Source organism: Streptomyces sp. NPDC047072 (assembly GCF_040643855.1).
Taxonomy (GTDB): Bacteria; Actinomycetota; Actinomycetes; order Streptomycetales; family Streptomycetaceae; genus Streptomyces.
This window is the reverse complement of sequence record NZ_JBEYVC010000093.1, coordinates 15,130-40,468: the sequence shown is the minus strand read 5'-3', so window position 1 is coordinate 40,468 and position 25,339 is coordinate 15,130. Positions and strand designations below refer to the sequence as shown.

Here is a 25,339-nt window from a genome sequence, read left to right as displayed (position 1 = left end):
GCTGTCGCCGGGCGCTGCGGCATGTTCGTCTCCGGCGCCGTAAGCGTGTTCCTCCCGGGGGTGCACCCCCGATACTGGGCGTGCCGGGCCCGGGCCAGCTGGGTCAGGGCCCAGGCCTCGCCGCGGGCGTCGCGGGTACGGCCGTACAGATCGAGGGCGGTGCGCAGTTCCCGTTCCGCGCGCGGGACGTCGCCCATGCGCAGGCCCAGCTGGCCGAGCTGGAAGTGGGCCCAGGCCTCGCCGTGCACGGACTCGCCCTCGCGGTGCAGGACCAGGGAGCGGGTCAGCAGGTCCAGTGCCTCGGCGACCCGGCCGCGGTCGCGCTCGACCGCCGCGAGGGCGTGCATCGTCCAGGCGCGGTCCGTGGCCAGTTCGGCGGGTGACTGGAGTTCCAGGGCCTCCTGGAGCTTGGCCGCCGCCTCCGTCAGCTGGCCCTGGTGGTGCAGGGTGATGCCGAGCGAGCAGAGCGCGCGGGCCGCGCCCGCGTCGTGGTGGGCCTCCATGTACAGGTCCACGACCGACGTCAGGGTGGTCCGCGCCTTGTCCAGCTCGCCCAGCTGGCGGGCCGCGATGCCCGTGCGCCACTGGACCGATCTCACCAGCAGGCCCTGGTCCACGGCCTGGGCCAGTTCGCTGATCTCGCCCAGGCGGTAGAGGTCGCCGCGCAGCAGGCAGTAGTCGCACAGGGCGCCCAGGAGGTTCAGCACCGCCGCCTGGTTGACGCCGTCGGCGTGTCTGAGAGCGGCCGTGATGAAGCTGGACTCGTCGTCCAGCCAGCGCAGCGCCTCGTCGAGGGAGGTGAAGCCGTGCGGGCTGAAGCGGTCGGAGCGGGTCGACATGTTGCCGTCGACCAGACGCAGCACCGAGTCGGCGAGATCGGCGTAGTTCTGGATGAGACGTTCCTGCGCGGCCGTCCGCTCGGCCGGTTCCTCCTCGTCGAGGAGGCGGGCCTGGGCGAAGGCGCGGACCACGTCGTGGACGCGGTACCGGCTGCCGCGGACGTGGTCGATCAGGCCCGCGCGGGAGAGCGCCGTCAGATGCCGCCTCGCCTCCGTCTCGTCCGTGGCCAGCAGCGCGGCGGCCGCGGCGGCGCCGAGCGAAGCGCGGCCGGCCAGCGCGAGCCGGCGCAGCAGCCGGCGGGCCGGCTCCGACTGGTCGGTGTAGCGCAGCCACAGCGCCCGCTCGACGGGCTCGACCGGGCCGTACGCGCTCAGGTCCGTGGCGAGTTGGCGTGGGGAGCGCGGGCCGAGCGAGGAGCCCGCGATGCGCAGCGCGAGCGGCAGTCCGCCGCACAACTCCCGGATCAGCTCGGCCGATTGGGCGTCGTAGGGGCCGGTGACGGACTCGGCGGCGGTGTCCAGGAGTTCCTCGGCGCCGGCCGCGTCCAGGGTGTCGACCGGCAGTTCGTGCACCCGGGCGGCCAGGTCGGACGGCAGGCCGAGCGGGCCGCGCGCGGTGACCAGGACCAGGCTGTCGGAGCGCTCGGGGACGAGGGTGCGGACCTGGTCCGGATCCGAGGCGTCGTCCAGCACGATCGTCACCGGCAGACCGGCCAGATGCTGGTGGTACAGCTCGCTCAGCCGCTTGACCTGCTGGTCCGGTGACGAGCGCTCACGGAAGAGCAGTTGCTCGCGCGGGGCGCCGAGGCGGTTGAGCAGATGCAGCAGCGCGTCCCGGGTGGACAGCGGCGACTCCTCCGGGCTGCCGCCGCGCAGGTCCACGACACAGGCGCCGCGGAAGTAGTCCTTGAGGTCGTGCGCCGCCCGCACCGCGAGCGCGGTGCGGCCGCTGCCGGGCGGGCCGTACAGCACGACCACCGTGGGCCGGGTGTCGGTGGTGGCGCGGGAGGCCTGCACCCACTGTCTGATCCGTCCCATTTCCGTACGACGGTCCGCGAACTCCCCGACCGGCTCGGGCAGTTGGCCGAACGACTGCTCCAGCACGCTGCGTCCACGGGCCGCCGCGCTCTTGTCCGAACCGCGCAGCCGCGGCCCCGCCTTCTTCGGGCCGGTGGACGCGCTCAGCACCCGCTGCTGGTCGAGGAAGGGCCGGATGCCCCGCACCTCCAGCGCGGTCAGCCACTGGAGGCGCAGCGCCTCGGGGCCGCCGGGCTGGCCGATCGCGCCCGCGCGGTGGTGGGCGGCCGGCAGATGCGAGCCGGCCACCTTCACCACGGTCGCGGCGGCGCCGACGACGCCCACCGTCAGGCCGGCGCCCAGGGCGGTGCCGGTGTCGGTGCCGAGCACCAGGTCGGCGACGGCGGCCGCGACCGCGGCAACGGCCGCCACCAGCAAGGGAGTTCCGGCCGCCTCCTTGGCGTAGCGCTGCCCGAAGGTCTGCTGTCCGGCCTCGGACTCGTCCAGGGCGCGGGTGTAGGCCTCGTACTCCTCGGCGGCGGTCTGTGCCATCGAGTCCAGCGCGCCGCGGGCCCGGGACAGCAGCACGGTCCCGTCGGTCCGCCCGCCCGTACGCCGTACCTCTTCCTCCACGGCCCGGGCCAACAGCCGTTCGGCGTCCGCCCGATGGCTGTCCCGCATGTCACGTCCCCCTCCGGCGGCAACGGCTTTCTTGGTCAAGTGTGCGGCGGACGGCGCATCGGGGCGAGAGGGCGTGGGCGTCGCGTTGCTGCGAAGGGTTGGTGAACCGGGGTTGTGGGGCGGCTGTGTGGCTATCGTGATCGCAGGGGGAGCGGGCGAACACGGGGGAGCGGATGACCGAGGAGAACACCACGCCGACGGAGCCGCACCAGCAGCCGCGCTGGGCCTGGTGGGTCGTCGGGATCCTGGTACCGCTGCTGGGGATCGTGGTCACGGTGGTGCTGAGCGGGTCGGACGGCGACGACCGAGGTGAGACGAACAGCGCCTCGGTGGCCCCGAGTTCGTCGGCCGTGACGGATTCCAGCGCTCCGGCGCGGACGACGCCGTCGCCGTCGAAGAGTGCGGACAAGGTGCTGTACGGGCCGGCCGTCGTGGAGGCCGACGTGTCCGAGGGCGGGACCGTGAACATCGACCTGGACGCGTCGAGCCCGGTCGTGTCGAAGGCCACGAAGGGGTCGGACGTGATCTACGGGGCGACCACCGGCGCTCCGACGCTGAGCATCTGGAACTCCGGTTCCAACCTGGCCCCGCTGCCCGAAGCCGACCCCACGCCGACAGCCGAGAGCTGTATGGAAGCCGTGGAACGCAACGGTACCTACAACCTGGAGGCCCATAGGGGCGACCGCCTCTGTCTCCTCACCGGCGAAGGCCGCGTCGTCTACATCCACGTCCTCGCGGCACCACCGGGCCTGGGCATCGGAAAGCTCGACCTCACCGTCTGGGAGGCGCCTGCCGTCTGATGCGCGGGGTACTGCGGCAGGATGGAACCCATGCCGAACCGACTGGCCCATGAGACGTCCCCGTATCTGCTTCAGCACGCCGACAACCCCGTGGACTGGTGGCCGTGGTCGGCCGGGGCCTTCGAGGAGGCGCGGAAGGCGGACAAACCCGTTCTGCTGAGCGTCGGTTACTCCAGCTGCCACTGGTGCCACGTGATGGCCCACGAGTCCTTCGAGGACGTGGACACCGCCGAGTTCCTCAACGAGCACTTCGTCAGTGTCAAGGTCGACCGGGAGGAGCGGCCGGACGTCGACGCCGTCTACATGGAGGCCGTGCAGGCGGCCACCGGGCACGGCGGCTGGCCCATGACCGTCTTCCTCACCCCGGACGCCGAGCCCTTCTACTTCGGCACCTACTTCCCGCCCGAGCCCCGGCACGGCTCGCCCTCCTTCCGGCAGGTCCTCCAGGGCGTCCGGCAGGCCTGGACCGAGCGGCGCGAGGAGGTCGCCGAGGTGGCCGGGAAGATCGTGCGCGACCTCGCCGGACGGGAGATCTCCTACGGCGACGCCCAGGCACCCGGCGAGGAACAGCTCGCCGCCGGCCTCCTCGGACTCACCCGCGAGTACGACGCACAGCGCGGCGGGTTCGGCGGCGCGCCCAAGTTCCCGCCGTCCATGGTGATCGAGTTCCTGCTCAGGCACCACGCCCGCACCGGCTCCGAGGGCGCCCTCCAGATGGCCCGCGACACCTGCGAGCGCATGGCGCGCGGCGGCATCTACGACCAGCTCGGCGGCGGCTTCGCCCGCTACTCCGTCGACCGCGACTGGATCGTGCCGCACTTCGAGAAGATGCTCTACGACAACGCCCTGCTCTGCCGCGTCTACGCCCACCTGTGGCGCTCCACCGGGTCGGAGCTCGCCCGCCGGGTCGCGCTGGAGACCGCCGACTTCATGGTCCGCGAACTGCGCACGAACGAGGGCGGGTTCGCGTCCGCGCTGGACGCCGACAGCGACGACGGCACCGGAAAGCACGTCGAGGGCGCGTACTACGTATGGACGCCCCAGCAGCTCGACGAGGTCCTCGGATCCCAAGCCGACCTCGCCGCCCGGTACTTCGGCGTCACCGAGGAGGGCACCTTCGAGCACGGCTCGTCCGTCCTCCAACTCCCGCAGCAGGACACGGTGTTCGACGCGGAGAAGATTGACGACATCAAGCGGCGGCTCCTCGACAAACGCGCGGAAAGGCCCGCTCCAGGCCGGGACGACAAGATCGTGGCCGCGTGGAACGGGCTCGCGATCGCCGCGCTCGCCGAGACCGGTGCGTACTTCGACCGTCCCGACCTGGTCGAGGCGGCGGTGGGGGCGGCCGATCTGCTGGTCCGGGTGCATCTGGACGAACAGGCCCGGCTCTCCCGTACCAGCAAGGACGGACAAGTCGGCGCCAACGCGGGCGTGTTGGAGGACTACGCCGATGTCGCCGAAGGGTTCCTCGCGCTCGCGTCCGTCACCGGGGAAGGGGTCTGGCTCGACTTCGCGGGGCTGCTTCTCGACCATGTGCTGACGCGGTTCAGCGAGGGGGAGGGGGCGTTGTACGACACCGCGGTGGATGCGGAGCGGCTGATCCGGCGGCCGCAGGATCCCACCGACAACGCGGTGCCCTCCGGGTGGACGGCGGCGGCCGGTGCGTTGCTGAGTTATGCGGCGCAGACGGGGGCTGAGCCTCATCGTGCGGCTGCCGAGAAGGCGCTTGGGGTCGTGAAAGCGCTTGGTCCTCGGGTGCCGCGGTTCGTGGGGTGGGGGCTTGCGGTGGCTGAGGCGTTTGTGGATGGGCCGCGGGAGGTTGCGGTGGTCGGGGCGACGCTTGAGGATGCGGGGCCTTTGCATCGCACGGCACTTCTGGGTACGGCGCCGGGGGCTGTGGTTGCCGTGGGGACGCCGGGGAGTGATGAGTTTCCGCTGCTTGCGGATCGGGTGCTGGTTGGTGGGGCGCCGACTGCTTACGTCTGTCGGCACTTCACGTGTGATGCGCCGACTGTTGACGCGGATGCGTTGAGGGGGGCGCTGGGGGGTTAGCGGGTGCGGCGCCGTTGGGGCTGGTCGCGCAGTTCCCCGCGCCCCTGGGGCAACTACGCGAACTCGGCCAAGGCGTTCTCCACGATGGCCTCCAGTTGTTCGTGGTGGGCGCCCTTCCAGTACGCGCGCCCGCAGTCCTGGCACTGGGCGAAGACGTCGTACGACTTTTCCGTGCCGCCCTCCAACTGGGTTGCTACCTCCTCCTTGGTGGCCTCCTTCAGCATCCCGTTGCAGGCCGTGCAGCGGGTCCATGGCCTCAGTGTGGGGCGGAAGCGGTCCAAGACGTCGCGGAGTTGCTCCTCGGGGCGGATGCTGTAGACGAAGGCGCCTGCCCAGAGTTCTCTGCGGTGCAGCAGGCCCCGGTCGCGGCTGAGGAGGACCCGGCGTTCGGATGCGGAGCGGGACGCCAGGGCCGGGTCGCCGATGTCCGTCGACTCGTACGCCGCGTCCACGCCGAGCAGCCTGAGGCGGCGGGCGAGGGTGCCGAGATGGACGTCCAGGAGGAAGCGCAGGGGAGCGCCGGGGACCGACTGGGGGCGGGTGACCGGCCGTACCTCCACACGGTCGCCCGCTACGGGAACGTACGCGCGCGGCACCTCGCGGCCGTCCACCCACAGCGCCCCGACCTCGGTCAGCGGGACGCCGGCCGACTCGACGACATGGCCGAGGGACGAGACGCCGTCGGTGACGAGCGTGCGGCGCGGTCCGCGCGGGACGAACAGGGCCAGCCGGGGTGCGAAGTCGAGGTGGATCTCGGGACCGGTCACCCGGTCAGGATGTCATGCGTCCCCCGAGCGGGCTCAGGGCTTTTCGGTGGGGAGGCCGTGTTCCATGACGTCCAGGGCGCGCTCCAGCATGGCGGGCAGGTCGCCCTTGAAGTCGTTCTCCGCCCAGGTCATGTTGACCTCCATCAGCCCGCCGACGAGGGACATCGCGCAGACCCGCACCTCCAGGCACTCCGGGTCCAGACCGGCCCGCTCGCCGATGGCCGCGCGGAGCATCCGTCCGGTCTCCGACATGCTCTCGAACATCCGGGCCCGGACGGCGGGGACCTGGATCCCGAGGTGGGCCCGCATCCGGACCACCTCGGGGTCCTCCGCCATCAGCGCGTCGGTGGCCAGGTGCAGGATGTGCCGCACCGAGTCCATCCACGGCTCGTCGGCCGGCCGGGTGCGCAACTCCTCCAGCATCAGCGGGTCGTACTCGTCCGTCAGGACGATGTCCTCCTTGGTGGGGAAGTACCGGAAGACGGTCGACGGCGACACCTCGGCCCGCTCGGCGATCTGCTCGATCGTCGTGGCGTCGTACCCCTGCTCCTTGACCAGCGCGTACGTGGCCGCGCGGATCGCCTCGCGGGTCTTGATCTTCTTGCGCTCGCGCAGGCCCAGCTGCGGGCGGTCGGCGGGGGCGGTGAAGGGGGAACGTGCGGCCGTCATGGCGTTCATTGTCGGGCATCCGCCTCCTCGGCGGCCATGACCGGAGCCGTGGAGGTCCTGGGCGGTCGCGGTGTCCCCGGCAGGAAGGCGGCGGCCAGGAGCGCCGAGAGCAGCGCCGCGACCCCGCAGACCAGCATGACCACACCCATGCCGTGGACGTACGCGCTGTTCGCGGAAGCCAGCAGGTCGGCCGAGCCGGTCCGCTCGGCGACGATGTGCGCCGCGACGACGGACTCCCCGGCGGTGTCGGCCGCCTGAGCCGGCAACCCGGTGACGTCCAGGCGGTCCCGGAAGGTGCTCGCGAGCAGGCTGCCCAGCAGGGCGATGCCGATCGCGCCGCCCACCTGGCGCAGCGTCATCAGCAGTCCGGAGCCGCTGCCGGCGCGGTCGCGGGGCAGGGCGCCGAGCGCTCCGGCCATGGCCGGCATGAGGGAGAAGCCGAAGCCGAGACCGGTGAGGGAGAGCCACAGCGCGGTGAAGCCGTAGCCGGAGTCGGTCGTCGTACGACTGGCCAGGAGGGCGGAGAAGGCCAGGACCACCAGACCGGCGCTGACCGTGGCCCGGGCGCCGAAGCGGGCTGCGGCCTGCGGCGCCGTCCGGGAGGCGAGCAGCAGACCGCCCATCATCGGCAGCAGGCGTACGCCGGTGCCGAGGGAGTCGTTGCCGAGGACGGCCTGGAGGTAGGGCGGCAGCACGAACAGCAGGCCGGACAGGACGAACATCACCAGGGTCGCGGCGACGGTGTTGAAGAGGAAGCCGCGGTGGGTGAGCAGGGTCATGTCGAGCATGGGGCGCTCGACCCGGCGTTCGCGCAGCACCAGGAGAGCTATGAGTACGACGGCTGCCGCGAGCATGGCCAGGACCAGCGGGTCGTCCCAGCCGCGGGTGGGGGCCTCGATGATGGCGTAGATCAGGGCGCCGAGGCCGGTCGCGGTGAGCGCGGTGGAGACGGTGTCGACCTTGGGGGAGGCCGGGTCGCGGGTCTCGGGGAGCAGGAAGACGCAGGCGGCGATGCCGATCGCGGCCATCGGCACGTTGACCAGGAAGACCGAGCCCCACCAGAAGTGGTTCAGCAGCCAGCCGCCGATGATCGGGCCGAGCGGCAGGCCGAGGGCGGAGGCGGCGGAGACGATCGCGTTGGCCTTGGGCTGCTCGTCGTGGGCGAACAGCGTGGGCAGCACGGAGAGTGCCAGCGGGGTGATCAGGGCTGCGCCGACACCCATCAGGGCGCGGGCGGCGATGACCCAGTTCACGTCCCCGGCGAGAGCCCCGACCAGGGAGCCGGCGAGGAAGACGCCGAGACCGGCGATCAGCATCAGCCGCCGTCCGAAGCGGTCGCCGAGGAGCCCCGCGGGGAGCATCAGCGCGGCGAAGACGATGACGTACGCGTCCGCCATCCACTGCTGCTGGCCGGTACTGGCGCCGAGGTCGGCGGCCATGGTCGGCAGCGCCACATTGAGGATCGTCGTGTCGAAGCCGAGCGTCAGCATGCTCGCGACGAGGGCGCCGAGGGCCCACCAGCGACGTGGATCCGGAGTGAGAGTGTCCATGAAATGAGAGTAGCTCTCAAAATCTAGTTACTGTCAAATGGTTTGGGCATGCAGGCGGGCATGCAAAAAGGGCCACGGCTCTCAAGCCGTGGCCCTTCGGGGTGGTATGGGGCGTTATCCGTGCTGGTAGGCGACCAGGGAGATCCCGACGTAGTGGACGACGAACGCGGCCAGCGTGAAGGAGTGGAACACCTCGTGGAAGCCGAAGAAGCGCGGGGAGGGGTTCGGGCGCTTGAGGCCGTAGATCACGCCGCCGGCGCTGTAGAGCAGGCCGCCGACGATCACCAGGACCAGGACCGCGATCCCGCCCGTGCGCATGAAGTCGGGGAGGAAGAAGACGGCCGCCCAGCCCATCGCGATGTAGCAGGGGGTGTACAGCCAGCGCGGGGCGCCGACCCAGAAGACCCGGAAGATGATCCCGGCCAGCGCGGCCCCCCAGATGCCCCACAGCAGCCACTGCCCCTTGGCTCCCGGCAGCAGCAGCATGGTCAGCGGGGTGTAGGTGCCGGCGATGATCAGGAAGATATTGGCGTGATCCAGCCGTCGCAGGACGCCGTCCATGCGCGGGGTCCAGTTGCCCCGGTGGTACAGCGCGCTGACGCCGAAGAGCAGACAGGCCGTCAGGGCGAAGATCCCGCAGGCGATCCGGCCTCTGGTGGAGTCGGCGAGGGCGGTGAGCACCAGCCCTGAGACGAGTACGGCGGGGAACATGCCGAGGTGGAGCCAGCCGCGCAGCTTGGGCTTGATGGGTTCGGCCAAATGCTGGGCGGTCTGCTTGATCTGGTGCGGCAGCGAAGCGGCGTCGGGGGCGGGCGGCGTCATGCCCGGCATCGTACCTACGGAACCGTAAGTTGCGGATCAGTCCGTCGGGGAGAACGCCCAAGAGTGGCCATCATCTCACGGGAGTTGATCGGTAAAGGGACCGTTGTCCCAACGCTACGTGTACGCAAATAAACGCGCTGTGCACAAAGAAAGCGTGGCGATCCTCACTCCGCTCACCTGTGATGCCCTCTGGACAGATGGGCGCTACGGTCGGATGATCAAATGAGTGCGGTCGGCACCGGATGAGCGCCAAGGTCACCACCGAAACGGCGCGACAGGCATCCGGGTCGCAGCCCCCACGGGGCCTCCAAACAAAAAATCCCTCATCTAGGAGCAATCGTGGCGCGCGACATCGCGGCTCCCCCCGTCATCCCCACCCAGCACAAGGAACTGATCTCGTGGGTGAACGAGATCGCCGAACTGACCCAGCCGGACAACGTGGTCTGGTGTGACGGATCCGAAGCGGAGTACGAGCGCCTGTGCGAGGAGCTCGTCGCGAAGGGCACCTTCAAGAAGCTCGACCCGATCAAACGCCCCAACTCCTACTACGCGGCCTCCGACCCGACCGACGTCGCGCGCGTCGAGGACCGCACCTTCATCTGCTCGGAGAAGGAGGAGGACGCGGGGCCGACGAACCACTGGAAGGCTCCCGGGGAGATGCGAGAGATCTTCGCGGGGGAGAAGGGCATCTTCCGTGGGTCGATGAAGGGGCGGACGATGTACGTCGTCCCGTTCTGCATGGGCCCGCTCGGCTCGGACCTCTCCGCGATCGGCGTCGAGATCACCGACTCCGCCTATGTCGCGGTCTCCATGCGGACGATGACCCGCATGGGACAGCCGGTCCTCGACGAGCTGGGCTCGGACGGCTTCTTCGTCAAGGCCGTCCACACGCTCGGAGCGCCTTTGGAGGACGGTGAGCAGGACGTCCCCTGGCCGTGCAACTCCACCAAGTACATCTCGCACTTCCCCGAAGCCCGCGAGATCTGGTCCTACGGCTCCGGCTACGGCGGCAACGCCCTGCTCGGCAAGAAGTGCTACGCCCTGCGCATCGCGTCGGTGATGGCCCGTGACGAGGGCTGGCTCGCCGAGCACATGCTGATCCTCAAACTCACGCCCCCGCAGGGCGAGTCGAAGTACGTCGCCGCGGCCTTCCCGTCCGCCTGCGGCAAGACCAACCTCGCCATGCTGGAGCCCACGATCTCGGGCTGGACCGTCGAGACGATCGGTGACGACATCGCCTGGATGCGGTTCGGGGAGGACGGCCGGCTGTACGCCATCAACCCCGAGGCCGGCTTCTTCGGCGTCGCGCCCGGCACCGGTGAGCACACCAACGCGAACGCGATGAAGACGCTGTGGGGCAACTCCGTCTTCACCAATGTGGCGCTCACGGACGACAACGACATCTGGTGGGAGGGGATGACGGAGGAGACTCCGGCGCACCTCACCGACTGGAAGGGCAACGACTGGACGCCGTCGTCCGACGCTCCGGCCGCCCACCCCAACGCCCGCTTCACCGTGCCGGCCTCGCAGTGCCCGATCATCGCGCCCGAGTGGGAGGACCCGCGCGGGGTGCCGATCTCGGCGATCCTGTTCGGCGGGCGGCGCGCGTCGGCGGTGCCGCTGGTGACGGAGTCCTTCGACTGGAACCACGGTGTCTTCCTGGGCGCGAATGTCGCCAGCGAGAAGACCGCGGCCGCCGAGGGCAAGGTCGGGGAGCTGCGCCGCGACCCCTTCGCCATGCTGCCGTTCTGCGGCTACAACATGGGCGACTACATGGGGCACTGGGTGGACGTCGCCAAGGGCAAGGACCCGGCCAAGCTGCCGAAGATCTACTACGTCAACTGGTTCCGCAAGAACGAGGCGGGCAAGTTCGTCTGGCCCGGGTTCGGGGAGAACAGCCGCGTTCTGAAGTGGATCGTGGAGCGGCTGGAGGGCAAGGCGGAGGGGGTGTCGACGCCGATCGGTGTGCTGCCGACGCCTTCGGCGCTGGACACGAAGGGGCTCGAACTGTCCTCGGCCGACCTGGAGTTCCTGCTCACGGTCGACAAGGAGGTCTGGCGGGAGGAGGCGTCTCTTGTGCCGGAGCATCTGAACACGTTCGGTGATCACACGCCGAAGGAGCTGTGGGACGAGTACCGGGCGCTGGTGCAGCGGCTGGGCTGACGTTCCGCTGAGTAGGGCGAGGCTCGGTACAACGGCGTGCCGGGTTGTGGGCCTGTCATCTTTTCCCGTCCGCCCCGACGAGGAGGGGTGGCAGGCCCTTCGTCTGCGGCTTCGGTGGGGGCTGGTCGCGCAGTTCCCCGCGCCCCTAAGGGTGTTGCTGTTCGCGTTCTTCCAAGTAGCGGGTGTGGGTTTCCTGTCTCCTGGCCTCCGTCTCCCTCAGGCCAGTTGCCAAGTGCTCTGCGTCCGTCCTCATCAGGCCCAACTGCTGTTCCAGGTGGAGTTCGGGGGATTCGCCGCCCGGGGTCATCCTCGTCCACCACCTTGTCCGTACGAAGCTGTCGACCGCCTCGGGCAGGTCGCGCCGGACGATACGGGACAGGGAGTGCACGCCCTCGGGGTCCTGTGCGAGCAGCTCCGTGCTCCAGCCCCTGTCCAGCAACGCCGTGAGCAGCTCGGTGAGTTCGCGGAGGCGGGCCGCCGCCGTGACCGACAACTCGACGTCCGTCAGATAGGCGTGCAGCTTCTCGAAGTCCTCGCGGACTTCGTCCAACTGGGCCGACGGATCGGCGAAATCCGGTACCGCCGGCCTCTCCGGTGGTGCCAGCAGGGCTCCCGCTCCGTACAGGCCCGCCACCACCGCCGGCCAGTACGGGCCCGCCACTCCCGTGAAGGTCAGGGCCAGGCCGATCAGGCCGCAGACGCTGCCCGTGATGTTCTTGCGGGACTCCAGGTATCTACTGATAGCCACGGATCTCCTCGAAGGCGCCGTCCAGCGAGCCCTGTTGGGCGTCGAAGAGGCGGCCGCCGGTCAGGTCGGCGATGTGGGACAGCTCCGTGCGGTCGGAGTCGCCGAAGAGGATGGGGAACACCGGGATCCGGCGGCGGTCCCCGTCGAGGGCGGCGTAGAAGGCGTCGAAGTCCTTCGCCTTCGCGCCCGCCGTGTTCTCGCCGTCCGTCATCAGCACGATCGACGTGAACGTGTCGCGGTCGGTGCCCAGATGGTCGTACGCCTTCTCCAGCGACGTGTAGATCGCGGTGTCGCCGTCGGCGGAGAGATCGGCCGTGTCCTTGCGGATCGCGGCCAGGCCCGCCTTCGGGTCCGCCGGGTCGACCACGTGGGTGCGGACGTCCTTGACCTCGGAGCCGAACGGCATCAGCGTGACCTCCTCGCGGTCGCGGAAGTCGCCGGTGAGGTCGGTGAGGGACTGCTTCAGGCGGGACAGCCGGTCGCCCTCCATCGAGCCCGAGGTGTCCAGGACGTAGACCGTGCGCGAGGGGCGGCGCAGTTCGTTCTCGTACGAGTCGAGCAGGCCGTCGGCGACGGATCGCGTTCCCGGGAAGGGGAGTTCGCGGCGGCGGGTCGTGTCGAGGCCGGCCGCCGGGGGGACCGAGGGGACGACCGGGCGGCGGTGGGTGCGGTCGGTGATCAGCTGCTGGATCGCCGGGGTGCGCAGGGCCTCCGTCAGTCGGCGGACGTCCTCGCGGGTGCGCGCGGTCGTCGAAGTGAGCGAGCTGACGGGGTAGTCGGCGGTGATCACTCCGTCGCGCGGGCGGATCACGGTCAGGCCCGGGATGCCCTTGAGGACGGACTCGTAGTTCAGGAGAGCGTCGACGTCACCGCGGCGGTCGTACGCCGTGGCCAGCCAGCCGGAGGAACCCGACGTCAGCTTCTGGCCCTTGAAGAACTCCTTCAGCCGGGGCGTGGCCTTCTCGACGTCCGCGTCGGTCAGCGCGGACTGGGCGCCGGAGAGGGCGGAGGCGACCGAGACCAGCGTGGAGAAGCCGGAGTTGGAGCGGGCCGGGTCGGTCATGCCGTACGTCAACTTGCCGTCCTGGACGGCCTGTTCGACCTGGGACCAGGTGACGTCCGCGGGCTTCCAGCCGAGTGACTTCAGCGTCGTGGACCGCACCCCGATCGCCACCGGGCTCGACATCACCGGCCTCTCGGAGACCACCTTCTTCGCCGCGGCCGGGTTCAGGCGGAGGTAGTCGTTCGAGGACAGCCACAGGGCGTCGTAACGGCCGTCCGTCCGGCCCTTCGCGAGCAGGTCCACGGCGTCCAGGGTGCCCATGTAGGTGGGCCGGACCTTGATGCCGGTGGTCTTCTCGACCCGCTCCAACACCGGGCTCATGTCGCTCAGTTCGCTGGACGCGAGGACGCGGAGGGTGCCGGGCTGTGGGGCGTTCGGGTCCTCGTCCGACGAGGAACTGCACCCTGCCAGGAGGGCGACCGCGAACAGCACCGGGAGAACTCGTCTCATCCCAGGCCCCCTTCCAGCGCGCCCCGCGACCGGCTGCGCTCCAAGTAGGCGGAGGCGTGCTGGAGTTCGGAGGTCAGGGACTCCACGGTCGTCGCCATCGCCTCGGTCGCCTGGACCTTGTACGTGTCGATCGCGTCGAGCGTGCGGTAGATCTGCTGGAAGGCGCTGCGGAGGGTCTCGGCGCCCACCGCCGGGTCGGCGGCGATGCGCTGGATCTCCCCGCTTTGCGTCGCCAGCATCTCGGCGTTGCCCCGGATCAGGTCCTCGGTCGTCCCGCGCAATGCGTTGACCTGCTCGATCACCTTCTTCTGGTGGTCGAGCGCGGACGCCAGCATCACCGAGATCCTGAGCGCCGAGACGGTCGTCGTGGCCGCCCGGTCGACGCCCTTGATCAGCTCGTCGTTGTTGCGGCGTACGACGTCCATGGCCAGGTATCCCTGGGCGCAGACGGCGAGTTGGGTGAGCAGGTCCTGGTGCTTCTGGCGGACCGGGAAGAGCACGTCGGCGCGGAGCGAGTCGGCGGCCTCGGGGTCCGGGACGCCGGCGATGTGCTGCTCGACGGCCGTGTCCAGGGCCTCGGTCAGCACGACGTACTCCTGGAGCTTGCCCATGCTCTCCCACAGGCGGACCCGCTCGGTCTGCAACGCGGCGTTGTCGCGCCGGAGTTCGTCCTGGCCGCCCCGGAGCGAGCCCACGATCCGGTTCAACGTCCCCTGTGCGGAGGCGTACTTGGCGACGTGGTCGCGCAGTCTGTTGCCGCCGGGCAGCTTGGAGAGGAGCTTGCGGCCCTTGGAGGCCGGGAGGTCGCGCGGGTCCAGGTCCTCGACCACCCGCCGGAGTTCGACGAGCGAGCCCGCGACCTGCGACTGGGCGTCCCCGCCCTTGTCGGGCAGGCTGCGGATCGTGCGCTCCAGCATGCGGTTGGACTGGGCGGCGGCGGTGCGCATATCGCCGGCGCCGAGCGCGGTGATCTCGCCGACCTTGCCCGCGAACTCGGGGGAGCGGGCGTCGAGCGCCGCGAGTCCCTCGACGTAGGCGGAGGCCTTCGCGGCCATGTCGGTGCGGACGGTGTCGTCGACGGGGACGAGTCCGCCGGCCTTCTCCCGGGGCACGGCGGCCACCGGTTCGGGCGGGGTGAGCAGGAAGGTGTCGTCGTTCATGGCTGTCATGACTCGGGTCCCCCGTTATCCGCGCGCCCGTCGCGCCAGTTCGTGCAGCACCTTCGAGGTGGGCACGGGCGCCTGGCGGACGCCGGTGAGCTGTTGCTTGAGATAGGTGTCCGCCGACGCGAACTCGGTGGCCTCGCCCTGCGGCCGGAACCCGTGCCGCACCTCCAGCCGCCGCAACCGCGGGTCGGTGGAGAGGAGTTCGGCGAGGGCCGTGCCGTTCTCGGTGAGTGGTACGACGGTGTGGTCGCTGTTGACGGTGGTGTCCGGGTAGAGGACGACCAGGTCGTCGGGGCGCTGTCCGTCCGCGAGGAGGGCGGCGACCTGCGACTCGTAGACGAGGACGAGCGGGTTGCCTGCGCCGCTGACGAAGTCCCGGAACGCCGCGTCCGTGCTGGACTGCTGGGCGCCCTGCACGCCGACGAGCTTGCGCAGCAGGGGAGTTGTCCGCCCGACCTCGCTGTCGCTCGCGACGACCTTGCCGCCGTTCGCCACATAGGAGGCGGCGGCGAGGTAGAGGGCGCCGGAGTTGGAGGTCTCGGGGTCGGTGCTGGACAGGTAGAGGGTGCCCGTCAACTCCCCGTACTTCTCCGCCCCCTTGAGCTGCTGCCAGGTGCGGTCCTCGCGGGCCGCGTCCAGGTAGGCGGCCATCTTGAGGGTGCCGCGGTGCTCGGCGTCCAGGGTGGCCAGGCCGTTGTTCGCCAGGACCTCGGCAGCGCTCTTGTGCGCCACGACGACGAGGGGCGAGTAGAAGGGGCGCGGGAGGGTTCCGCGGACCTTGTACTTCGCGGCGAGTTCGGCGGCCGGGGCCTGGCTGGAGGGGAGCGCGAAGTCGTACCCCTTCAGGTCCAGCCCCTCCATGGCCCAGGACCCGGAGGTCTCGGCCTTCACGGTGTAGCCCTTGGCGGCCAGGGCCTTCACCACGTCCGGATCCTCGAAGAACTCCGCCTTCTCCGATCCGATCACTCCACGCACGGTCTTCGTTGCCGTGCCCTTGTCCTCACTGCCGCGACCTGCGACGACGGCGGCCACCACGCCACCGATCAGCAGGACCGCGAGGACGATGCCTGCGATGCGTCTCACAGGGGGGAGCCTGCTCGCGGAACCCAACATTCCTGGGCGGGCCGGGTGAACACGGGGTGACCGGCCCTTCCCGGTATGCAACGGGAGTGCGCCGCTCCGGGCGGGGGTACCCGGACGGCCGACCGAAGGAGTGATCCGTGATGGCCGACGGTGACTTCTACTCCCGCGACCGCCCGCCCGACCCCGACCTCCGGGAAGACCGCCCCCGAGGCGGCGGCCCCGACGACCCCCGCGGCCGCGGGACCTGGCCGGTGTGGGTGCTGGTCCTGGGGATACTGGCGCTGTTCGTGATCCTGACGGTGCTACTGGGCTGACGCGGGCACGGGGCGGGCGGCGCTGCGGCGGATACCGTCCGGGCCGGTCGGCGACGCCGCGCGGTCGATGCGCCATGGCGGCGGATCTCGGCGACGCCCGTCGGACCGCCACCCGCGATCGCATACCGGCAGACAGGCGAACCGGCGTTCACCAGTAGCCCCGGTTCAAGCCAACGCAGTGTGGGGCGCCCGGTCCGCGCGGCGCTGTGGGTGCACGCGGACCGGGGCCGATCGAAGAGACCCCGTGAGGTCAGCCGGCGTCGACCAGTTCCCTCGGTCCGGCGAGCGCGGCGGCGTGCGCGTCCATGCGTTCCGCCGTGAGGATCGCCGCCGCCGTGTCCGCCCGGGACGCCGCCACGACGAGCGCGCGGCCCGCGAGGGTGTGGGCCTTCTCGTGCAGGGCGGCCGGATCGGTCCCCCGGCCGGAGCCGGCGGCACGGACCGGCGGGCGTCCGCCCCGCAGCCTGGTCACCTGCTCGGCGAGCCGCTCGGCCGCCGTGTCCAGGTCCTCGGACGGCACCGCCGTACGCAACTCGTCCGTGACGGCGAGCAGCGCGGCGAGGTGGCCCGCGAGCTGGATGTCCAGCTCCTCCTCGCGGGAGCGGTGCGGGAAGTCCGAGGACGCGCCGGCCATCGTGCTGTGGACCGACTTGGTGCGGATCGGCTCGTACATGGGATGGCCTCCTGGCTGTGTCAGGAAACCATCCTAGCTTAGATTCTGTCTAAAGTTGGCTGTAGCCGTCGAGGAAGTTCGCCATCCGCCCCACCGCGTCCCTGAGGTCCCCGACCGTCGGCAGCGTCACCACCCGGAAGTGGTCCGGCTCGGGCCAGTTGAACCCGGTGCCCTGCACGACCATGATCTTCTCCTGTCGCAGCAGGTCCAGGACCATCCGCCGGTCGTCCTTGATCTTGAAGACCTTGGGGTCCAGGCGCGGGAAGAGATACAGCGCCCCCTTCGGCTTCACGCAGGTCACACCCGGGATCTGGGTCAGCAGGTCGTACGCCACGTCCCGCTGCTCCCGCAGCCGCCCGCCCGGCAGCACGAGGTCGTTGATCGACTGCCGGCCGCTCAGCGCGGCGACCACGCCGTGCTGCCCCGGCATGTTCGCGCACAGCCGCATGTTCGCCAGGACGGTCAGGCCCTCGATGTAGGAGTCGGCGTGCGCGCGCGGGCCCGAGATCGACATCCAGCCCACGCGGTAGCCGGCCACCCGGTACGCCTTGGACATGCCGTTGAAGGTGAGGGTGAGCAGGTCTGGGGCGAGCGCCGCGGTCGGGGTGTGCTTGGCGTCGTCGTAGAGGATCTTGTCGTAGATCTCGTCGGAGCAGACCAGCAGGTTGTGGCGGCGGGCGATGTCGGTCAGCCCGCGGACCATCGCGTCGTCGTACACCGCGCCCGTGGGGTTGTTGGGGTTGATGATGACGAGCGCCTTGGTGCGGTCGGTGACCTTGCGCTCCACGTCCGCGAGGTCCGGCATCCAGTCGGACTGCTCGTCGCAGCGGTAGTGGACGGCCGTGCCGCCGGACAGGGAGACGGCGGCGGTCCACAGCGGGTAGTCGGGCGACGGTACGAGGACCTCGTCGCCGTCGTCCAGCAGACCCTGCATCGCCATCACGATCAGCTCGGAGACGCCGTTGCCGATGAAGACGTGCTCGACGTCGGTCTCGACGCCGATGGTCTGGTTGTGCATCACGACCGCGCGCCGCGCGGCGAGCAGGCCCTTCGCGTCGCCGTAGCCATGCGCCCCGGAGACGTTGCGCAGGACGTCCTCCAGGATCTCCGGGGGCGCCTCGAACCCGAAGGCGGCCGGATTCCCGGTGTTCAGCTTGAGGATGCGGTGCCCTGCCGCTTCCAGCCGCATCGCCTCCTCGAGAACCGGGCCCCGGATCTCGTAACAGACGTTGGCGAGCTTGGTCGACTGGATCAGCTGCATGTCTGGGAGCTTACGACCCGGTAACGCGATGCGGCTCGTGCTTTCCGCCACATGAGATGGGCGGGGTTGGGCTGTTATCGCCGGTAACTGTCGCTGTCGTCCCACCCGTCTCTGAAATGCGCGGCCATGTCGACGCCGCCCGAACACGAGAACGGACCAGACGTGGCGAACGTGTACCGACCGCAGGGCGGACCCGCTCCGGCCTACGAGGAGTACGAGGACCCGGCGGCCGCGCACGGCTGGCAGAACGCGTACGACGAGACCCGGGAGCTGCCCGCGGTGGGCGACGAGGGTGCCGGGCGCCCGGAACCCCGTACCCACAGGCGCTCGCGTCGCCGTACCCGCGGATCCCTCTCGCGCCGGACGGTCGTGGCCGTCGGCGCGGTCGGGGCCGTGTCGGCGGCCGCCCTGATCGCGGGCCGCCTGTCCCTCTCCGGCTCCTCCTCGGACGGCGACCGGACGCGGGGCGGTACGGGCGGTGTGCGGACGGCGTCCGAGGAGCCCGCGCCATCAACGTCCGCGAGTGCGTCGGCCGGCGGGTCCGTCGGCGCGGCGCCTTCCGATGCCGTTACGACGCTCCCGTCCCCGGCCGCCTCGACGAGCCGTCCCGCCGCCGGGGGCGAGGCGTCCTCGACGCCCACCGGGGCCTCGGCCTCCGCGACCGCCGCCGCGCCCGCCACCTCGGCGCCCGGCAACTCCCGCAACGGACAGAGCCGCGGACAGGGCGCGACCAAGAAGCCCAAGTAGACATCTTCGCGGGATGGTCACGTCATCACCCGCTCAAGTCACCGTTCCTGTCGATAGGTTGGCCGCCGGTCGTCCGGGCCGGAAACAACTCCTTGCCCTCACCCGCCCCCCAGTTCAGAATGTGCATGACAAATTAGCGGGTGGCCGGAGATTTTCCGGTCACCCTCGTCATGTAAGAGGGGACCCCCACATGAAGAAGCCTCTCGTCGCCGTGATCGGCGCCCTGGTGCTGGCCGGGGCCGGCGCGGCACCCGCGGTCGCGGCCGAGCCCACCGCCACGGGCGTGGGCAAGAGCGTGGACACGGAGACGCTCACCGGCGTGGTGCACGACGTGGTCACCTCGGCCACTTCGGCCGTCAACCAGGTCACCTCGCCGTCGCTCAGCGCGGTCTCCCTGGCCGGGACCGTCTCGCTCAGCAACTGTTCCGGATCGGTCGTCCGCCTCCCCAACTCCCTGGACACCGACCCGGCCCTGGTGATGTCCAACGGCCACTGCCTGACCTCCGGGTTCCTGGACCCGGGCGAGGTGGTCACCAACCAGAGCTCCACCCGCACCTTCGGCCTGCTCAACTCCTCCGGCACCCGGGTCGCCACCCTGCGCGCCAGCAAGCTCGCCTACGCGACGATGACCGACACGGACGTCTCGATCTACCAGCTCACGAGCACGTACGCGACGATCAAGAACTCGTACGGCATCTCGGCGCTCACCCTCCAGGACACGCACCCGACCGCCGGGACCGCGATCACCGTGGCCTCCGGCTACTGGAAGACGCTCTACAACTGCAACATCGACGGGTTCGTCTACCGCCTCAAGGAGGGCGACTGGACCTGGAAGGACTCGGTCCGCTACACCTCCGCCTGCAACACCATCGGCGGCACCTCGGGCTCACCCGTCATCGACCAGTCCACCGGCAAGGTCGTCGCCGTCAACAACACCGGCAACGAGGACGGCGAGTCCTGCACGGTGAACAACCCCTGCGAGGTCGACGCCAACGGCACCGTCACCGTCCGCCAGGGCATCAACTACGCCGAGGAGACCTACATCATCCCGGCGTGCTTCACCACCGGGAACCAGCTCAACCTGAACGCCAGCGGGTGCACCCTGCCCAAGCCGTAACTCTCGTACGGCTGTGAAGGCGGCGTTCCGTCACATGGGACTGCGACGGACCGCCCGCCCCGCCAGCACGTCCGTGCGCCGGCCGTCCTCGATCACGAACCGCCCGTCGACCAGGACGTGCGGGATGCCGTACGGCAGCCTGCGCGGTTCCTCGAAGGTCGAACCCGCCGCCACCGTCGCCGGGTCGAAGAGCACCAGGTCCGCCCGGTACCCCTCGCGGACCAGACCCCGGTCGGGCAGCCGCAGCCGCGCCGCCGGGCGCGAGGTGAGATGGGCGACGCACTCCTCCAGGGACAGCACGCCCAACTCCCGTACGTAGTGGCCGAGATAGTGCGGGAAGGTGCCGTACGCGCGCGGGTGCGGTTTCGCGCCCCGCAGGATGCCGTCGGAACCGCCGGTGTGGACGCGGTGCCGCATGATCGTGCGGACGTTCTCCTCGTGGCCGACGTGCTGGAGGATCGACGGGGCCAGCCGGTCGGCGAGCAGCAGATGCCGGGCGGTCGCCCAGCTGTCCAGACGGCGGCCCACGTACTCCGACAGCGCGGGATCCGTGACCCCCGAGATCTCGATCGTGTCCCACTCCATCGGCACCCCATGGCAGCCGTCCGAGCCGATGACTTCGAGGTGGTGGCGGATGCGCTCGGAGGTCCCGTCGTCCGCGAGCCGCTTGAGGATCTCCTCGGGTCCGCCCTCGCTGGCCCAACTGGGCAGCATCGCCACGAGCGTTGTGCAGCCCGGGGTGTAGGGATACGTGTCCAGGCTGATGTCCGCGCCCGACTCCAGCGCCTCGTCCAGGAGGGTCAGCAGCTCCGGTGCCCGGCCCTTGTTCACGCCGAAGTTCATGGTGGCGTGGGCCAGATGGAGGGAGCAGCCCGCCTCCCGGGTCAGGGCCACCATCTCCTCGTACGCCTCCAGCGCGCCCGCCCCGTACGAGCGGTGGTGCGGGCAGTAGTAGCCGCCGTACTCCGCCACCACCCGGCACAGCTCGGTCAGTTCGGCGTCCTTGGCGTACATGCCGGGCGTGTAGGTCAGCCCGGACGACATCCCGACCGCGCCCTGCGCCATGCCCTCCGCGACCAACTGCCGCATCCGGTCCAGCTCTTCGGGTGTCGCCTCACGGTCGTCCCAGCCGACGACGAGCGCGCGGACCGTGCCCTGCGGGATCAGATAGGCCGCGTTGACGGCGATCCCGCGGTCCAGCCGGTCCAGGTACTCGCCCACCGACCGCCAGTCGAAGTCGATGTCGTCGCCGTAGCCGTTCCACCCGGTGATGGCCCGGCGGACCTCCTCCAGGGTGCGGTCGTCGACCGGGGCGTACGACAGCCCGTCCTGGCCCAGGACTTCGAGCGTGACGCCCTGCGCGGCCTTGGCGCTGTGGTCGGGGTCGCGCAGGAGGGCCAGGTCGCTGTGCGCGTGCATGTCGATGAAGCCGGGCGAGAGGACCAGGCCCTCCGCGTCCAACTCCCGCCGGGCCTTCGGGCGTTGGCAGCCCGCGTCGGCCGCCTCTTTGACGATGGACACGATCCGGCCGCCGTCCACGACGACATCGGCGCGGTAGGAGGGGGCGCCGCTGCCGTCGACGACGTCCGCGTCCCGGATGACGAGCTCTTCCATGGCCGTACTCCTCGGGTCGCGGGGATCAGAAGAACGTGCGGATGTACTCGGTGACCGTGCCGTCGGCCTCGGCCACCGGGATCAGCTGCCACTTGTCGAAGGACGTGCAGGGGTGGGACAGGCCAAGGCCGAGCCAGTCTCCTACCTCCAGGTCCGTCCCGGGAGCGGTGCGCAGCCAGGCGTGCTGGTCGGACAGGGCGGTCACCTCGATGCCGGTGGCCGGGCGCTCGGCGCCGTCCCGGCGGACCACCTGCGCGAACGGCAGGTCGAGGTCGTAGGCCGCGTCCCGCTTGCCGGCGTTCGCGAAGGCCTGCGCGTCCGACGGCCGCGAGACGATCTGTGTCCACAGCCGGAACGCGGGCTCCAACGCCCCTTCCTCGGGCACCCGGTTGAAGGGGGTCACCTTGCGGTAGTGCCCGTCGTCGTGCGAGACGTACGCGCCCGAGCGCAGCAACTTCAGTACGGGGGCGGAGAGTTCGGGGATCTCGGCGAAGACGTCGGCGACTGCGTCGAACCAGGCGCTGCCGCCGGCGCTGATGACGATCTCCCCCTGGAATCGCTTGTCCTTGTCGAAGTCGACCGCCAGCGCGACGAGTCGGCGCAGCCATGCCCGCACCCGCTCCGGGTCGGCCCGCGGCACCTCGCCCTCGTAGCCGGCGACCCCGGCGAGGCGCAGGGTCTCCGTGCGGGCCACCGCGTCGGCGATCGCCGCGCACTCCGCCTCCGTACGGACGCCGGTACGGGCGCCCTCGCCGGCGCCGAGCTCGACGACGACGTCCACGGGGCGGGAGGTGCCGTGCAGGGCCGCGTCCATCAGCTCGACTCCGCGCACGGAGTCGACGTAGCAGAGGAAGCGGAAGTTCTCGTCGCGGGCCAGCTCGGCGGCGATCCACCGCAGCGCCGACGCGTCCACGAGTTCGTTCGCGAGGAAGATCCGCTGGACGCCGTACGCGCGCGCGACCCGGACCTGGTGGGGGACGGCGAGGGTGATGCCCCACGCGCCGTGCTCGATCTGCCGCCGGAAGAGCTGCGGGGCCATCGTCGTCTTGCCGTGCGGGGCGAAGGCGAGGCCGTGGCGGGCCGCGTACGACTCCATGAGGGTGAGGTTGTGCTGGAGGCGCTCGGTGGAGAGGGCGAGGACGGGGGTGGTGAAGCCGCCGGTGAAGAGGTTGCGGCGCTGGGCGGTCAGCTCGGCGACGGTCAGGCCCTCGGCGTCCGGGGGGAGGCCCTTGAAGCGGTGGTCGACGCGGTCTTCGGTGAGACGGGCGAGCGCTTCGGTGCCGGACACGAGGCCTCCCTGGTGGGGTGGGATGCGTTGCAGTGTGTGCAACGTTCATTGCGTATATCGCTGAGTGCTGTCTAACATCCAGGCCGACGCCGGGTCAATGAAGGAGTTCGGTCCATCGTGAATGCCTCCGACGCCGTGGATGTCGTCGCGCTCGGCGAGTCCATGGTCACGTTCCTTCCCGGCCGGGCGGGGCGGCTCGCCGACGTGCCGTCCTTCGACCGGGGGATCGGTGGGGCGGAGTCCAACGTCGCGTGCGTGCTGGCCGCCGGCGGGCATGCGGTGCGGTGGGTCAGCCGGGTCGGCGTGGACGGGTTCGGGGATCACCTGGTCGAGGCGATCGGGGGGTACGGCGTCGATGTCTCGGCGGTCGGACGGGATCCCTTGCGGCCTACGGGGGTGTATTTCCGTACGGCGGGGGATCGGGGGTCCGACGGGCATGAGGTCGCGTATTACCGGGCCGGGTCCGCGGCTTCGGCGATGTCCGTGGGGAATGTGGATCTTTCGGTGGTGCGAGCCACGAGGGTGGTGCACCTGTCCGGTATCACGGCGGCGCTCTCCGAGGGGTGCCTGGAGTTGGTCAGGGAGCTGACGGCTCCTTCTGAGGGGCGGCCGCTGGTGTCCTTCGACGTGAATCACCGGGCTGAGTTGTGGGGGGACGTGGAGGGGGCGCGGGTTCTGCTGGAGCTGGCTCGGGGGGCCGACATCGTGTTCGTGGGGGAGGACGAGGCGGAGGAGGCGTGGGGGATCAGCGGGGGTGCGTCGGTGATTCGGGAGGCGTTGCCGGAGCCTTCGGTGTTGGTGGTGAAGCAAGGCAGCAGGGGGGCTACAGCGTTCGTGTCGGGTGACGGCCGTCGTGGGCTGGTCGCGCAGTTCCCCGCGCCCCTTGAGGAAGTCACGCATGCCCCTGGTTTGCATGTGGACGTGGTTGCCAGCACCGGGGCCGGGGATGCCTTCGCCGCTGGATTTCTCTCGGCCTCTCTCCGCGACCTGCCCATGAAGAGCCGTCTCCGCACCGGACATCTCTGGGCCGCCGCCGCTCTCACCACCCCCGGTGACCTCGCCGTACCCCCCGTCCGTGCACACGCCGACCGGCTGGTCGCTCTGGATGAGGGGACCTGGGAGACACTTCGTCTCGGCCCCGGCTGGACGCAAGCCGTGCAGGCCCCGGAGGAGGTACGCACCCCATGAGCCAGACCGTCGACCGTGCGCTGAGCATTCTGCCGCTGCTCGCCGAGGGGCCCGCCGATCTCGGGCAGGTCGCCGACCGCCTCGGTGTGCACAAGTCCACCGCGCTGCGGCTGCTGCGCACCCTGCACGAGCACGGCATGGTCTACCGCCAGTCCGACCAGCGCTACCGGCTCGGCGCCCGGCTCATCGCCCTCGCCCAGGAGGCGATGGAGAACCTCGACATCCGCGAGATCGCCCACCCCCACCTCGTACGCCTGAACGAGCAGTGCGGGCACACCGTCCACCTCGCCGTGTACGAGGAGGACGAGGTGCTCTACATCGACAAGGTCGAGAGCCGGTACCCGGTGCGGATGTACTCGCGGATCGGGAAACCGGTGGCCATCACCGTCGCCGCCGTCGCCAAGCTGCTTCTCGCCGACCTGTCCGAGGCCGAGCGGCGCGTGATCGCCGAGAAGCTCGACTACCCCCTGTACACGGCCCGTTCGACACCCAACGCAGCCGCTTTCCTGCGCGAGTTGGAGAAGGTGCGCGAACAGGGCTGGGCCACCGACCTCGGTGGCCACGAGGAGTCCATCAACTGCGTCGCGGCCCCCATCCGCGGCGCCGACGGCAAGGTCGTCGCCGCGATGTCGGTCTCCGCGCCGAACGTCGTCGTCACCGCCGACGAACTCCTCGCCCTGCTCCCGCAGGTCCGCCGTACGGCCGATGCCGTCAGCGGCGAGTACTCCGGCAGAACCCCAGCAAAGGACCCCAAGGACCTCGTATGACGGACAAGATCGCGCTCACCCCCTCGACCCACACCACCCCGCCCGCGAAGTTCTCCCACGGGGTGCGGAAGGGCAACATCCTCCAGGTCGCCGGGCAGGTCGGCTTCCTGCCGGCGGTGGAGGGGCAACCCCCGACGCCCGCCGGCCCCACCCTGCGCGAGCAGACCCTCCAGACCCTCGCCAACGTCAAGGCGATCCTGGAGGAGGGCGGCGCGAGCTGGGACGACGTGATGATGATCCGCGTCTATCTGACGGACGTCGATCACTTCGCCGAGATGAACTCGATCTACAACACCTACTTCGAGGAGCAGGGGCTCACCGCGCCCCCGGCCGCCCGTACGACGGTCTACGTCGGCCTGCCCGCCGGGCTCCTCATCGAGATCGACGCGCTCGCCGTCCTCGGCTGAGGCCGAGGCTTGGGCTGACGCTCCCTCAACTCCCGCACGCCGTACACGGTGTGGCACCTCCCGAGGTGCCACACCGCGCTCCCCCCTGCCCGA

The 25,339-nt window shown here is 70.5% G+C and carries 22 protein-coding genes; 9 read left to right on the top strand and 13 right to left on the bottom strand.

Annotated elements, in window-relative coordinates; translation table 11 throughout:
* Positions 1–2,537: tetratricopeptide repeat protein (locus tag ABZ896_RS31855; RefSeq protein WP_360936657.1), on the bottom strand; the 2,537-nt coding region annotated here is incomplete at its 3' end.
* A gap of 173 nt (positions 2,538–2,710) precedes the next feature.
* Here ABZ896_RS31855 and ABZ896_RS31850 point away from each other — a divergent pair.
* On the top strand, positions 2,711–3,337 hold the full coding sequence (locus ABZ896_RS31850; RefSeq protein WP_360936655.1) for a hypothetical protein: 627 nt from the start codon (positions 2,711–2,713) through the stop codon (positions 3,335–3,337).
* Positions 3,338–3,367: 30 nt separating this feature from the next.
* Complete coding sequence (locus ABZ896_RS31845; RefSeq protein WP_360936653.1) at positions 3,368–5,389, top strand: thioredoxin domain-containing protein; 2,022 nt, start codon at positions 3,368–3,370, stop codon at positions 5,387–5,389.
* Positions 5,390–5,442: 53 nt separating this feature from the next.
* Here ABZ896_RS31845 and ABZ896_RS31840 read toward each other — a convergent pair whose 3' ends face one another.
* The 4 genes from ABZ896_RS31840 to ABZ896_RS31825 form a co-directional block, all read right to left on the bottom strand.
* On the bottom strand, positions 5,443–6,156 hold the full coding sequence (locus ABZ896_RS31840; RefSeq protein WP_360936651.1) for a Mut7-C RNAse domain-containing protein: 714 nt from the start codon (positions 6,154–6,156) through the stop codon (positions 5,443–5,445).
* Between the two features lie 33 nt (positions 6,157–6,189).
* Positions 6,190–6,825: a TetR family transcriptional regulator gene (locus ABZ896_RS31835; RefSeq protein ID WP_360936649.1), complete on the bottom strand. Its 636-nt coding sequence runs from the start codon at positions 6,823–6,825 to the stop codon at positions 6,190–6,192.
* A 5-nt stretch (positions 6,826–6,830) separates the two neighbouring features.
* Positions 6,831–8,375, bottom strand: coding sequence for a DHA2 family efflux MFS transporter permease subunit (locus ABZ896_RS31830; RefSeq protein ID WP_360936647.1), 1,545 nt, complete (start codon positions 8,373–8,375; stop codon positions 6,831–6,833).
* Positions 8,376–8,489: 114 nt separating this feature from the next.
* A complete protein-coding gene (locus tag ABZ896_RS31825) occupies positions 8,490–9,197 on the bottom strand; it encodes a hemolysin III family protein (protein ID WP_360936645.1) in 708 nt (235 codons plus the stop codon).
* Between the two features lie 339 nt (positions 9,198–9,536).
* Between ABZ896_RS31825 and ABZ896_RS31820 the strand changes: the two genes are divergently transcribed.
* Positions 9,537–11,360 carry a phosphoenolpyruvate carboxykinase (GTP) gene (locus ABZ896_RS31820; RefSeq protein ID WP_360936643.1) on the top strand — a complete coding sequence of 608 codons (1,824 nt, stop codon included), beginning with the start codon at positions 9,537–9,539 and terminating at the stop codon, positions 11,358–11,360.
* 145 nt (positions 11,361–11,505) lie between these two features.
* Here the strand turns inward: ABZ896_RS31820 and ABZ896_RS31815 are convergent, their stop codons facing one another.
* The 4 genes from ABZ896_RS31815 to ABZ896_RS31800 are packed head-to-tail and all read right to left on the bottom strand — an operon-like array spanning position 11,506 to position 15,900.
* Entirely contained in the window at positions 11,506–12,108 is a 603-nt protein-coding gene (locus ABZ896_RS31815) for a hypothetical protein (RefSeq protein WP_360936641.1), read from the bottom strand.
* A complete protein-coding gene (locus ABZ896_RS31810; protein ID WP_360936639.1) occupies positions 12,095–13,621 on the bottom strand; it encodes a VWA domain-containing protein in 1,527 nt (508 codons plus the stop codon). The genes ABZ896_RS31815 and ABZ896_RS31810 overlap by 14 nt, the downstream gene beginning before the upstream one ends.
* Complete coding sequence (locus ABZ896_RS31805; protein WP_360936659.1) at positions 13,618–14,781, bottom strand: toxic anion resistance protein; 1,164 nt, start codon at positions 14,779–14,781, stop codon at positions 13,618–13,620. Before ABZ896_RS31805 ends, ABZ896_RS31810 begins: the two co-directional genes overlap by 4 nt.
* Before the next feature lie 24 nt (positions 14,782–14,805).
* Positions 14,806–15,900, bottom strand: coding sequence for a substrate-binding domain-containing protein (locus tag ABZ896_RS31800; protein WP_360936637.1), 1,095 nt, complete (start codon positions 15,898–15,900; stop codon positions 14,806–14,808).
* A gap of 110 nt (positions 15,901–16,010) precedes the next feature.
* On the opposite strand from ABZ896_RS31800, the gene ABZ896_RS31795 reads away from it, so the two are divergent.
* The gene (locus ABZ896_RS31795; RefSeq protein WP_360936635.1) at positions 16,011–16,184 is read left to right on the top strand and encodes a hypothetical protein; all 174 of its coding nucleotides are present in this window, start codon (positions 16,011–16,013) and stop codon (positions 16,182–16,184) included.
* Between the two features lie 250 nt (positions 16,185–16,434).
* Here ABZ896_RS31795 and ABZ896_RS31790 read toward each other — a convergent pair whose 3' ends face one another.
* Both ABZ896_RS31790 and ABZ896_RS31785 read right to left on the bottom strand, forming a co-directional pair.
* Complete coding sequence (locus tag ABZ896_RS31790; RefSeq protein ID WP_360936633.1) at positions 16,435–16,857, bottom strand: hypothetical protein; 423 nt, start codon at positions 16,855–16,857, stop codon at positions 16,435–16,437.
* Between the two features lie 49 nt (positions 16,858–16,906).
* Positions 16,907–18,118 (bottom strand): pyridoxal phosphate-dependent aminotransferase, encoded by a 1,212-nt coding sequence (locus tag ABZ896_RS31785; RefSeq protein WP_360936631.1) that lies wholly within the window; start codon positions 18,116–18,118, stop codon positions 16,907–16,909.
* 162 nt (positions 18,119–18,280) lie between these two features.
* Here ABZ896_RS31785 and ABZ896_RS31780 point away from each other — a divergent pair, with 162 nt between their 5' ends.
* On the top strand, positions 18,281–18,865 hold the full coding sequence (locus ABZ896_RS31780) for a hypothetical protein (RefSeq protein WP_360936629.1): 585 nt from the start codon (positions 18,281–18,283) through the stop codon (positions 18,863–18,865).
* A gap of 190 nt (positions 18,866–19,055) precedes the next feature.
* Positions 19,056–19,982 carry a serine protease gene (locus ABZ896_RS31775; RefSeq protein ID WP_360936627.1) on the top strand — a complete coding sequence of 309 codons (927 nt, stop codon included), beginning with the start codon at positions 19,056–19,058 and terminating at the stop codon, positions 19,980–19,982.
* Positions 19,983–20,012: 30 nt separating this feature from the next.
* On the opposite strand, the gene ABZ896_RS31770 is transcribed toward ABZ896_RS31775, so the two are convergent.
* The gene (locus ABZ896_RS31770; protein WP_360936625.1) at positions 20,013–21,596 is read right to left on the bottom strand and encodes a D-aminoacylase; all 1,584 of its coding nucleotides are present in this window, start codon (positions 21,594–21,596) and stop codon (positions 20,013–20,015) included.
* Between the two features lie 25 nt (positions 21,597–21,621).
* On the bottom strand, positions 21,622–22,884 hold the full coding sequence (locus tag ABZ896_RS31765; RefSeq protein WP_360936623.1) for an amino acid deaminase: 1,263 nt from the start codon (positions 22,882–22,884) through the stop codon (positions 21,622–21,624).
* Between the two features lie 117 nt (positions 22,885–23,001).
* Between ABZ896_RS31765 and ABZ896_RS31760 the strand changes: the two genes are divergently transcribed.
* From ABZ896_RS31760 to ABZ896_RS31750, 3 genes are read left to right on the top strand one after another with little or no spacing between them, the layout of a single operon-like run.
* Positions 23,002–24,072: a sugar kinase gene (locus ABZ896_RS31760; RefSeq protein ID WP_360936621.1), complete on the top strand. Its 1,071-nt coding sequence runs from the start codon at positions 23,002–23,004 to the stop codon at positions 24,070–24,072.
* Entirely contained in the window at positions 24,069–24,839 is a 771-nt protein-coding gene (locus ABZ896_RS31755) for an IclR family transcriptional regulator (RefSeq protein ID WP_360936619.1), read from the top strand. Before ABZ896_RS31760 ends, ABZ896_RS31755 begins: the two co-directional genes overlap by 4 nt.
* Complete coding sequence (locus ABZ896_RS31750) at positions 24,836–25,246, top strand: RidA family protein (RefSeq protein ID WP_360936617.1); 411 nt, start codon at positions 24,836–24,838, stop codon at positions 25,244–25,246. Before ABZ896_RS31755 ends, ABZ896_RS31750 begins: the two co-directional genes overlap by 4 nt.
* Positions 25,247–25,339: the final 93 nt, after the last annotated feature.

Excerpts from the sequence above, each read along its gene's own strand:
- ABZ896_RS31850 (WP_360936655.1), top strand. The coding sequence starts at position 2,711 with ATGACCGAGGAGAACACCACGCCGACGGAGCCGCACCAGCAGCCGCGC.
- ABZ896_RS31845 (WP_360936653.1), top strand. The coding sequence starts at position 3,368 with ATGCCGAACCGACTGGCCCATGAGACGTCCCCGTATCTGCTTCAGCAC.
- ABZ896_RS31835 (WP_360936649.1), bottom strand. The coding sequence starts at position 6,825 with ATGACGGCCGCACGTTCCCCCTTCACCGCCCCCGCCGACCGCCCGCAG.
- ABZ896_RS31830 (WP_360936647.1), bottom strand. The coding sequence starts at position 8,375 with ATGGACACTCTCACTCCGGATCCACGTCGCTGGTGGGCCCTCGGCGCC.
- ABZ896_RS31825 (WP_360936645.1), bottom strand. The coding sequence starts at position 9,197 with ATGACGCCGCCCGCCCCCGACGCCGCTTCGCTGCCGCACCAGATCAAG.
- ABZ896_RS31810 (WP_360936639.1), bottom strand. The coding sequence starts at position 13,621 with ATGAGACGAGTTCTCCCGGTGCTGTTCGCGGTCGCCCTCCTGGCAGGG.
- ABZ896_RS31805 (WP_360936659.1), bottom strand. The coding sequence starts at position 14,781 with ATGAACGACGACACCTTCCTGCTCACCCCGCCCGAACCGGTGGCCGCC.
- ABZ896_RS31800 (WP_360936637.1), bottom strand. The coding sequence starts at position 15,900 with ATGTTGGGTTCCGCGAGCAGGCTCCCCCCTGTGAGACGCATCGCAGGC.
- ABZ896_RS31795 (WP_360936635.1), top strand. The coding sequence starts at position 16,011 with ATGGCCGACGGTGACTTCTACTCCCGCGACCGCCCGCCCGACCCCGAC.
- ABZ896_RS31790 (WP_360936633.1), bottom strand. The coding sequence starts at position 16,857 with ATGTACGAGCCGATCCGCACCAAGTCGGTCCACAGCACGATGGCCGGC.
- ABZ896_RS31785 (WP_360936631.1), bottom strand. The coding sequence starts at position 18,118 with ATGCAGCTGATCCAGTCGACCAAGCTCGCCAACGTCTGTTACGAGATC.
- ABZ896_RS31775 (WP_360936627.1), top strand. The coding sequence starts at position 19,056 with ATGAAGAAGCCTCTCGTCGCCGTGATCGGCGCCCTGGTGCTGGCCGGG.
- ABZ896_RS31770 (WP_360936625.1), bottom strand. The coding sequence starts at position 21,596 with ATGGAAGAGCTCGTCATCCGGGACGCGGACGTCGTCGACGGCAGCGGC.
- ABZ896_RS31755 (WP_360936619.1), top strand. The coding sequence starts at position 24,069 with ATGAGCCAGACCGTCGACCGTGCGCTGAGCATTCTGCCGCTGCTCGCC.
- ABZ896_RS31750 (WP_360936617.1), top strand. The coding sequence starts at position 24,836 with ATGACGGACAAGATCGCGCTCACCCCCTCGACCCACACCACCCCGCCC.